Genomic DNA, 9,193 nt, shown 5'->3' on the forward strand with positions numbered 1-9,193 from the left:
CCGGTCGGCGGTCTGCGGGGCGCCCCTCTGTCCTTTTGCCTGAGAGTTTGGAAGCGCGGAAAACCGCGGCTTCGTGCCCCTTCGGCGCCGGATCGAACCGGTCTCTCCAGAGTTCTGTTACGGGTGGTATCGGGCCTGAGCGATTACGGGCGTTGCGCCTTCGGCAGCGGTGTTCCGCTTCTCCCACCGTGTTGCCCGCCGATTATAGCCCGTTGTGGGCCCGCTGGCCGCGCCCCGGCGCGGGCCCGCGGCTGAATGGCCGATGGCCCGGCCGTGCGTTTTGTGCACCGCTGCATGGCATCGGGCGCAATCCCCACCTATGATGGGCGGATACCCGAATTCATCTGGCGCCGTCCCCGTTGCAGCGGGACCGGCGCCCGCCGTGCGTGCCGCGCATGGCCCTGCCGGACGCTTCCTTCATGACCGCCGCCGTTGCTCCCTCCACCCGCCGCATGGCCCTGCTGCTTGCCGGCCTGGCCATGTTCGGCCCGTTCTCGATCGATACCATCTTCCCCGCGTTCCCGCAGCTGGCGCAGCGCCTGTCGGTGGACGAGGTGGCGGTGCAGCAGACCATCAGCGTGTACCTGCTGTTCTATGGCCTGATGAGCCTGGCGCATGGCCCGCTGTCCGATGCGTGGGGGCGCAAGCGGGTGATCCTCGGTGGCCTGGTGGTGTTCGTCGGCGCCTCGGTCGGCTGTGCGCTGTCCACCGATCTGGCCACGCTGCTGGCGTTCCGCGCGCTGCAGGGCCTGTCGGCGGGTGTCGGCATGATCGTCGGCCGCGCGGTGATCCGCGATCTCTACCATGGCCACGACGCGCAGCGCCTGATGAGCCAGGTGTCGATGCTGTTCGGCATCGCCCCGGCCATCGCGCCGATCATCGGTGGCTGGATCCTGCTCAGTGGCGCGGGATGGCCGCTGATCTTCTGGTTCCTGGTGGTGTTCGGGCTGGTCCTGCTGGCGGCCACTGCACGCTACCTGCCGGAGACCCATCCGGTCGAAGCGCGCGTGCCGTTGTCACCGCGCGCGTTGATGCGTGATTACGTGCGCATCGGTTTCAATCCACGCTTCCTGCGCCTGGCCCTGGCCGGCAGCATCGGCTTTGGTGGAATCTTCCTGTACATCTCCTCGGCGCCGGTGTTCGTGATGCAGCACCTGCACCTGGGCGAGGGCGGTTTCGCCTGGTTGTTCATCCCGACCATCGGCGGCATGACCACCGGCTCATTCCTGTCCGGGCGCATGGCCGGGCACACCACGCCCACCCGCCAGGTCTCCATTGGTTTCGGCCTGTGCGCATTGTCAGTGCTGTTGAACGTTGGCTACGTGGTGCTGTCGCCACAGTTCGTGCTGCCATGGGCGGTACTGCCGATCTTCCTGGGTGGCATGGGCATGGCGCTGATCTTCCCGATCCTGGCGCTGGCGGTACTGGACATGTACCCGCATCAGCGCGGCCTGGCCTCGTCGCTGCAGGCCTTTGTGCAGCTGATGATCAGCACCGTGGTGGCCGGCGTGGTGTCACCACTGCTGAGCGGTAGCCCGCTGCACCTGGCACTGGGCCAGGCGGCGTTCTTCGGCGCCGGTTTCGTGTTCTGGTACTGGGAACACCGGCGCGAGCGTGCGGCGCAGGCAGCCTGCACGGGTCACTGAGCAGCGCGCAGGGGTAGGGCGGGCCACGATGCCCGAAACACTTGCGGCAGGGAACGGCCGGACTAGGCTGGGCACTCCAGCCAGCCGGTGCGTGGATGCACGACAGCCAGCCGATCCGATGTCGTTGCATGAGGTTTCCCCCAAATGGCTGCGCAGCAGACCTACCGCCTGTTCGAGGTGGCGCTGAAGGAGCGCCGCGTTCTTTCCCCTTCCCTGGATCGCATGGTGTTCACCGGCGCCGACGTGGCGCGGATGAAGACCGAAGGCCCGGACCAGCGCATCAAGGTGTTCTTCCCCTTGCCTGGCCAGGACCTGCCGCAGGTGCCCTGCGGCGAGGACTGGTATCCGCGCTACCGGGCGCTGCCGGACGATCAGCGCCCGCCGATGCGCACCTACACCATCCGCCAGCTGCGTGCAGAGCTGGGCGAGGTCGATGTTGATTTCGTCATCCATGGCGAGACCGGCCCCGCCTCGCGCTGGGCCGTCCACGCTCGCCCTGGCGACCGCGTAGTGCTGCTGGCCCCCGATGCCGACTGTGCCGACAGCAGCGAAGGCTGGGAATGGAAACCGCCGATGGGAGTCGGCCAGGTGCTGCTGGTGGCGGATGAAACCGCGCTGCCGGCGGTGGCCGGCATCCTCGAGGAACTGGCGGCCATGGTCGATCCGCCGCGCACGCTGGCGCTGCTGGAGGTGGCGCAGGCCGGTGATGCCGTGCACCTGAAGGCGCCCTCCAGCGCCGAGCTGGTCTGGCTGCCGCGCGGGCGGGCCGCCTACGGACAGCCGTTGCTACAGGCGGTCCAGGCGCGGTTGGCAGCGGCCCCGGGCGCGGCTGCCGGCGATGCGCTGGAGGAGATCGACGTCGATACGCAGATCCTCTGGGAGCAGGCCGATACCCGCGTGGCCGGGCCGCTGTATGCCTGGGTGGCAGGCGAGGCGGCGGCGGTAATGGCGATCCGTCGCCACCTGGTCCGCGACTGCGGGCTGGACCGCCGCGCGATCACCTTCATGGGCTACTGGCGGCACGGCAAGGTGCTGGACTGACCGTGCTGGATCGAGCACGCGTGAAGCAGCGCTGCGGGCGGGGTGCGTTATCCTTGCGCCCCCCTCGCAGCGGTATTGCACCATGTCCACCAGCTCCAAGACCCGCCGCGACCAGCGCCGTCGCCAGGAAAAGCAGGCCGCCAACAAGGCCGCTGCCCAGGCCTCGCCGGTGGAGCCGCATGCCGAACTGCGCGACGCGCAGCGCACCCTGCTGGCCGGTGTCGTGCGCCGCGACGGCGAATGGGTGCTGGGCATGGACGGCCGTATCGCCGGCCACAGTGACTCCGCCGCACAGGTACTGGCGCTGATCATGCAGGCCGGTGAACTGCACGAGCGCAACGGCACGCCGGTGCGCCTGATGTACTCCGATGCGCTGCGCGACGCCGCGCACGCCGAAGCGAAAGAGAAGGGCCAGACCTTCGAGGAATTCAAGGCGGAACTGGCCGCGGCGATGGCGGCGAAGAAGGACAGCTGATCGCGCCGAATCTGTAGAGCCGAGCCGTGCTCGGCTTGCCGTGCGCAGCACGGTGGAAACGCAGCCGAGCATGGCTCGGCTCTACAACACGGAGAAGGGGCGGATCCTTGCGGACCCGCCCCTTTTCTCATTTCGCCGCCGGGGCGGCGTTGGCCTGCCAGCCACACATCTGGCCTTCGTTCTGCTGCTTCAGCCACTCGTTGACCGGAGTGAAGTACTCGGTCATCGGCGACGAGACGCCATGAGGCGATTTTCACTTGTGTCCTGAGTCGAAAGCGTCAGCGCAACGACCGCTTACCTTGGCAAGGTACGGAACGACTACTCCGTTCTCAGAAACTCTATTTCATGACGGCGGGCTGGATCGCTGGAAACTCGAAGCATCTGGACGTGGGACAGGTCACAGATGCAGATTTTCCGGAATTTCCTTACAGAAGTGTCATGCGAGATAGAAGTGATGTCCGTGGAGAAAAGGTGGATAAAAGGTTGCGCGCAATCCAACTTCATGCGCGCCAACCTTCACAATGGACGAGAGGTGCTGTGCTTTGAAATCCATCGAAGAGCTCTACTTCGAGTTTGACCTCAACGGCTACGTCATCCTCCGTGGCGTCCTTGACCCCGAGCATATTTGCAGACTTCAGCAGTACTGGTCGCAACACCTGGAGAACGGGCCACTTCATGACGTCAATCTGGACTGGGGTGACGAGTGGCGGCAGCTGGTTGACCCAGAGCCGGTCTTCCGCTTCCTGACAGCTGTGTTCAGGGGGCGGTTCCGTATGGACCACATGTTCTGTGCCAGCGAGAGATTTGTGAGCAGCGCAGGTAACCTACACCATCACGCAGACATGTTCGACGAAGGCATCTACTACTGGGTGCGGAATGGTCGTGTCCACGCAGGTCTCATAGGTGTTCAGTACGCGCTGACTGACAACGGGATCTCTCACAATCACTTCTGCTGCATTCCCGGCTCTCACCGCGCAAATTTTCCGGTGCCGGACGCGTGCCGGCAGCTCGAGGGCAATGAGCTGTTGCGGCACATCCCACTTGATGCGGGTGACGCGTTGGTATTCTCAGAGGCGCTGGTTCATGGCACGTACGCTGTGGCAGGATCAAGCCAGCGGCGTGCCGTTTTCGCGCGCTATATGAACAATCACTCGTATTTCCGCCGGCCGCCTGAGCACACGGCGTTGACGATACTGCCTGCCACCCCGAACCACTCGGAAGCTCCTTCCATCCCATTCGATGCATCTCTTCTCACGGAGCGGCAGCGTCGGTTGGTCGCTGAGCCTGCCTATGCGCGCGGACACGAGCCGCTGGGAGTAGCGCCATGAGCCCGGTGAGTGTCAAGGCTGTCATCGCAGACTCAAGCGGGCGGGTGTTGTTTCTACGGAATCCGCGAGGCGAACTTGAGCTTCCAGGAGGGCGTCCTGACGTTGGGGAAAGTCTGGAAGAAACCCTTTCGCGGGAAGTGCTTGAGGAGTGTGGGCTGGTCGTGACAGAGGCTGCTTACCTTGGCAGCCGCTCCTGCGCGATTGTTCCAGGGAAGAGCGTCCTGCTCGTGTTCTACAGGTGCGGGCATGCTGGGGGCGCGATCCGTCTAAGCGACGAACATGCGGACTTCAGATGGGTGGAAGTGGTTGGGGCCCGGCCAGAGGATGTGCCTGAGTACTACTGGTCCGCTGCATTGCAGCTTGAGCAGTGGTCGAGTGTAGACGAGGGGCAGATTCCGGCGCGCGATCTGGAGTATCCGCTAGCGACCGGGGAGCGGGATAGGAAGCGCCTTCTCATAACGGCCGATATTTACGATGCCAGCACGAAAGAGTTCATCGAGACCTACCTTCCTGACAGGAAAGGCAGGATCCTGGAAGTGGGGGCCGGGCATGGGTCCATCTCCCGATGGATGGCCAAGGTGCGTCCGGATTCGGTCGTGTTGGGTGTGGATTCGAGTGAGCAGCAAGTGGCCTTGTCTGCCCGTGAAGCCGATCTTTTGGGCATCAGGAACGTCAGCTACACGGTGGCTGATCTCAGAGAGATCGAAGAGTGGGATGGCGTTGGAGACGAGTTCGATCTGATCACTTGTCGGTTTACTCTGCTGCACCTCAAGGAACGCGCCCGGATCGTGAATGGGTTGCTCAGTCGTTTGAGTGTTTCCGGAGTTCTGGTATTGGAGGAACCTGCGCTGGACAGTGTCTTCTGCATCCCGAGTGTTCCAGCATTTACCCGCGCCAATTCCGCGATCAGAAGGTTCGGCGAAGTAAATGGGCTTGACTATGACTGCATCGCAGAAATATGGAAAATAGCCGCTGGAAGTGAATCGATGCTTCGGGGAGTGAGGTTCAGTCAGCCCACCGTCTGGTCCCGTGCTCACAAGGAGCTGGTGCTGCTGTCGTTCATGAATTTCAAGCCTCGCCTGGTGGCTGAGTTCATTCTCGATCCTGGCGACGCGGACGCGATTGAAATGTCCCTGCGACATGACTACATGGATGAGCGAGTCGTCTCTGGAGGGCTTCGCACTCTCCAAGTCGCGATGTCCAAGGCGACTGAGGTCAATGTATGACCGAGTTCTGGATTGACCAGGCATGCAGCGGTGCCTATGTGGACGTTCCGAACGAGGATGTGGTGGGTTATCTGTCGCGAGGGGACAGCCTCCTGATCTGGGTGATTGATGGCGGCTCTCCGCTCAGTGACCAGCCATTTACCGTTTTTTCTGGTGAATCCAATTCTGGCTGGTTTGCGCGACGCTTGTCGGAGGGTCTGAAGGCAGAGTTCAGTCAACGCGCGTTTGATACGTCCGTGCTGGCGCAGATCATCGACCAGCTCAAGCGCGAGTTCGATGAACGCTCTGAGGGTGTCGCCGCCGAGTGGAGTTGGCCGGTGGCTGCGGCTGTCCTGGTGGAAATCAGCGAATTCGATGGCCAGGTGGAGATGACGGTCTATCGGTATGCAGACTGCTTCTTCAACGTTGTGCAGGACGATCTGGGGGCAGATGTAATGCGCAGGCGAATTACCGCAGAGCCCGCTTGTCTCAATGCGTGGAAGCCAGCATCAGGATTCTGTGGCGCAAAACTCGAGGCCCTGCGGATAAGGCGCGTACAGCAGCAACGCAACGTGGACACGAGTGCGCTGACGATTAACGCGGGGAGTGCCATGAACGCAACGGTAATCTCCTTCAGCGTCAGCAGGCCGCTCCACGTTCTCGTCGGTAGTGACGGCTTGGCGAGGTTGTGGGAGGTATACCGCGAATTGGAGGTTGCCGAGGCAATGTCGATCGTGGCGACTTCAGGCGTGGCACGATTGGTGGCAAGACTGAGGCAGTTCGAAGCCTCTCCCGGGAGGAGCCAGTTGGATATGAAGCCCGTGGATGATGCCTGCGGCATTCATGTATTCATGCCGGCGCGGCGCGAGGCCATGAACAATGCACTCCGCTGAACTGGCCCACGGAGATTGGAAAGATGTCCCGTTTCCAAGGGCAGCGCATTGAAGGGCCTTGTGGTCTCACAAGCTGCCGGCCAGCGGCCGGCGCTACAGAAGGGGGCGGATCCTTGCGGACCCGCCCCTTTTCTCATTTCGCCGCCGGGGCGGCGTTGGCCTGCCAGCCACACATCTGGCCTTCGTTCTGCTGCTTCAGCCACTCGTTGACCGGTGTGAAGTACTCGATCATCGGGCCGGCATCGAGCTTGTCGGTGCCGGTCAGCTCCTTCAGCGTGGCCTGCCACGGCTGGCTGGCACCCTTGCTCAGCATCGCCCAGTACTTCTGGCCGGCTTCCTTGTTGCCGTAGAAGGTGCACTCGTGCAGCGGGCCCTTGTATCCAGCCGCATCGCACAGGCCCTTGTAGAACTGGAACTGCAGGATGCGGGCCAGGAAGTAACGGGTGTACGGGGTGTTGCCCGGCACGTGATACTTCGCGCCCGGATCGAAGAATTCTTCGCCACGGCTGCTGGCCGGGGCCACGCCCTGGTACTTGGCCTTCAGGTCCCACCATGCCTTGTTGTAGTTGTCGGCGGTGATCGAGCCATCGAATACGCCCCAGCGCCAGCGGTCGATCATCAGCCCGAACGGCAGGAACGACACGCCCGACAGCGCCATGCGCATCTGGTTGTTGATGACCGCTTCGCGGCTCTCGGTCGGTGCATCGACCAGGCCGATCGAGCTGAGGTACTTGGGCGTCATCGCCAGCACGATGGTGTCGCCGATCGCCTCATGGAAGCCATCGTTGGCACCACCCTGGAACAGCGGCGGCAGCGGGTTGTAGGCCAGGTCGTAATAGATATGGCCCAGCTCGTGGTAGATGGTGGTGAAGTTCTCTTCGTTCGGCTTGATGCACATCTTGGTGCGCACATCGCCTTCCATGTTCATGTCCCAGGCGCTGGCGTGGCAGACCACATCGCGGTCGTCAGGCTTGATGAACTGGGTTTTTTCCCAATACGACTGCGGCAGTGACGGCATGCCCAGCGACACGTAGAAGTCCTGCGCGCGCTCGGTCATCTGCTTGGCGGTGCGCAGTTCGGCTTCGCGCTGCGCCTTGTACTGGGCCGCCACACTGGCGTCCTTGCCGGCCTTGGCCAGCGCCGCGCTCAGGTTGGTCTGGTACTGCTTTTCCAGTGCAGCGGTGATGTCCAGGCTGCCGGCACCCGGGTACGGTTCCAGCTGGTCCCACAGGTTGGACCAGTCCTGCTGCCACATGTTGCCCAGCAGGTGCGCGGCGATCAGGCCATTGCCCACTTCGGCCTTGTCCTTGCCGTAGGTCTTGTCCAGCTTGGCGCGCGCATAGCAGTGCAGCTGTTCGTACATCGGCTTGACCTGTTCCCACAGGCGATCGGTTTCCGGGCCGATCTGCTCCGGCGGCATGTCATAGCCGCTGCGCCACATCTGGCCGGCATCGGTGAAGCCCATGCCCTTGGCGCCTTCGTTCACCAGGCCGACGAACTTCTGATAGTCGCCGCGCATGTTCTTGGTGGTGCTGTGCCAGCCCTGCCAGGCGTCGAGCTGCTTGTCGTAGTCGCGGCTGCGTGCCAGCACCTGCTCCAGCTCGCCCAGCTGCCGGCAGGAGTTCGGGTCGTTGGCATCGGTGCAGTACTTGCCGGCGCCATAGCTGCCTTCCATGCGGGTGGCGATCTGAGTCAGCTCGGCCAGTTTGGCCGGGTCGCGCGGTGCAGGCATCGAGGACATCAGCTTCAGCAGGTGGATCGCGCGCTTGCTGTCCTCGCTCATCGGCTTGCCGTCGAACTTGGCGGCCTGTTCGATCCAGCTGTTGAGCTGGGTCAGCGAACGCTCATTGGCCTTGGCCGCAATGCGTTCCGAATCACCGTTGATGTAGGTGGAGGACAGCCACTGCGCCGAGGTCATCTCCGGGTAAGCGGCCTTGAATTCGGCATTGATGCGGGCCACGAACTGGTCGGCGGTTTCACCGGCCGGAGCGCTGCTGCTGGCGGTATCGGTGCCTGGGGCAGCTTCCTTCTTGCAGGCGGCCAGGGCCAGCGTGGCGGCGGCGATTGCCGAGGCGAGCAGGAGATGACGGTGTTTCACGGGCGGTCCTTGGGTGGTGAACGACGGCCGAAGGCTAGTGGGCCGTCGCTGCCACCGCAAGTGGCGGAAGTCGGCCGGGCGGCGCCCGGCACCCGCAGAGGCCAGAGCACAAGCAACAGCAACCGCCGAAGCAACCGCAACAGCGGGGTATCCGTGGGATGGCGCGGCGGTGTGGGCTTGCAGGACACGCCGTAAACCCATCCATGGGGGCTCGATGGCGCCATCCATGGCGCCAACGGTCCTGCAAGCCCACACCGCCCCACGTCTGACAGATCGTGGCGGCTGTTGGTAGGTGTCGACCTTGGTCGACACATCTGTCAGGTATCGACAATCAAAATGGGGTCAGATCCGTTTTCTTCCGGAAAACGGATCTGACCCCAAGATCGTTCCAACAGATCGCGGAAAACTGTCGAAGGCGGGGTGGGTCCGGTTGCGGGGGCGTGAGCCGCATGGATGCGGCGACCGAGCTTACATGGACGTACTTGCAGCGTCCCCCGCAACCGGACC

The 9,193-nt window shown here is 63.3% G+C and carries 8 protein-coding genes and 1 riboswitch; of the genes, 6 read left to right on the forward strand and 2 right to left on the reverse strand.

The window, feature by feature from the left end; genetic code table 11:
- Nucleotides 1–17: 17 nt before the first annotated feature.
- Nucleotides 18–120, reverse strand: a riboswitch (glycine riboswitch).
- 299 nt (nucleotides 121–419) lie between these two features.
- The 3 genes from ACM0PY_RS17165 (at nucleotide 420) to ACM0PY_RS17175 (ending at nucleotide 3,162) form a co-directional block, all read left to right on the forward strand.
- Entirely contained in the window at nucleotides 420–1,646 is a 1,227-nt protein-coding gene (locus ACM0PY_RS17165; protein ID WP_134970333.1) for a multidrug effflux MFS transporter, read from the forward strand.
- Between the two features lie 144 nt (nucleotides 1,647–1,790).
- A complete protein-coding gene (locus tag ACM0PY_RS17170) occupies nucleotides 1,791–2,687 on the forward strand; it encodes a siderophore-interacting protein (protein ID WP_180886279.1) in 897 nt (298 codons plus the stop codon).
- Between the two features lie 82 nt (nucleotides 2,688–2,769).
- Nucleotides 2,770–3,162, forward strand: coding sequence for a hypothetical protein (locus ACM0PY_RS17175; RefSeq protein WP_005418286.1), 393 nt, complete (start codon nucleotides 2,770–2,772; stop codon nucleotides 3,160–3,162).
- Between the two features lie 127 nt (nucleotides 3,163–3,289).
- Here the strand turns inward: ACM0PY_RS17175 and ACM0PY_RS17180 are convergent, their stop codons facing one another.
- Nucleotides 3,290–3,388, reverse strand: a complete 99-nt coding sequence (locus ACM0PY_RS17180; protein WP_111177746.1) for a M2 family metallopeptidase — start codon at nucleotides 3,386–3,388, stop codon at nucleotides 3,290–3,292.
- 316 nt (nucleotides 3,389–3,704) lie between these two features.
- Between ACM0PY_RS17180 and ACM0PY_RS17185 the strand changes: the two genes are divergently transcribed.
- The 3 genes from ACM0PY_RS17185 to ACM0PY_RS17195 are packed head-to-tail and all read left to right on the forward strand — an operon-like array spanning nucleotide 3,705 to nucleotide 6,588.
- Complete coding sequence (locus tag ACM0PY_RS17185) at nucleotides 3,705–4,490, forward strand: phytanoyl-CoA dioxygenase family protein (protein WP_219633231.1); 786 nt, start codon at nucleotides 3,705–3,707, stop codon at nucleotides 4,488–4,490.
- Entirely contained in the window at nucleotides 4,487–5,716 is a 1,230-nt protein-coding gene (locus tag ACM0PY_RS17190) for an NUDIX domain-containing protein (protein ID WP_134972689.1), read from the forward strand. Before ACM0PY_RS17185 ends, ACM0PY_RS17190 begins: the two co-directional genes overlap by 4 nt.
- Nucleotides 5,713–6,588 (forward strand): hypothetical protein, encoded by an 876-nt coding sequence (locus tag ACM0PY_RS17195; protein ID WP_180886283.1) that lies wholly within the window; start codon nucleotides 5,713–5,715, stop codon nucleotides 6,586–6,588. Before ACM0PY_RS17190 ends, ACM0PY_RS17195 begins: the two co-directional genes overlap by 4 nt.
- 133 nt (nucleotides 6,589–6,721) lie before the next feature.
- Here ACM0PY_RS17195 and ACM0PY_RS17200 read toward each other — a convergent pair whose 3' ends face one another.
- The gene (locus ACM0PY_RS17200; protein WP_180886285.1) at nucleotides 6,722–8,686 is read right to left on the reverse strand and encodes a M2 family metallopeptidase; all 1,965 of its coding nucleotides are present in this window, start codon (nucleotides 8,684–8,686) and stop codon (nucleotides 6,722–6,724) included.
- Between the last annotated feature and the right edge of the window lie 507 nt (nucleotides 8,687–9,193).

The sequence above is a fragment of the Stenotrophomonas sp. BR163 genome (assembly GCF_047520985.2).
Classification (GTDB): Bacteria; Pseudomonadota; Gammaproteobacteria; order Xanthomonadales; family Xanthomonadaceae; genus Stenotrophomonas; species Stenotrophomonas sepilia.

Coding starts and splice junctions, on each gene's coding strand:
- ACM0PY_RS17195 (WP_180886283.1), top strand. CDS start 5,713: ATGACCGAGTTCTGGATTGACCAGGCATGCAGCGGTGCCTATGTGGAC.
- ACM0PY_RS17165 (WP_134970333.1), top strand. CDS start 420: ATGACCGCCGCCGTTGCTCCCTCCACCCGCCGCATGGCCCTGCTGCTT.
- ACM0PY_RS17180 (WP_111177746.1), bottom strand. CDS start 3,388: ATGACCGAGTACTTCACTCCGGTCAACGAGTGGCTGAAGCAGCAGAAC.
- ACM0PY_RS17170 (WP_180886279.1), top strand. CDS start 1,791: ATGGCTGCGCAGCAGACCTACCGCCTGTTCGAGGTGGCGCTGAAGGAG.
- ACM0PY_RS17175 (WP_005418286.1), top strand. CDS start 2,770: ATGTCCACCAGCTCCAAGACCCGCCGCGACCAGCGCCGTCGCCAGGAA.
- ACM0PY_RS17190 (WP_134972689.1), top strand. CDS start 4,487: ATGAGCCCGGTGAGTGTCAAGGCTGTCATCGCAGACTCAAGCGGGCGG.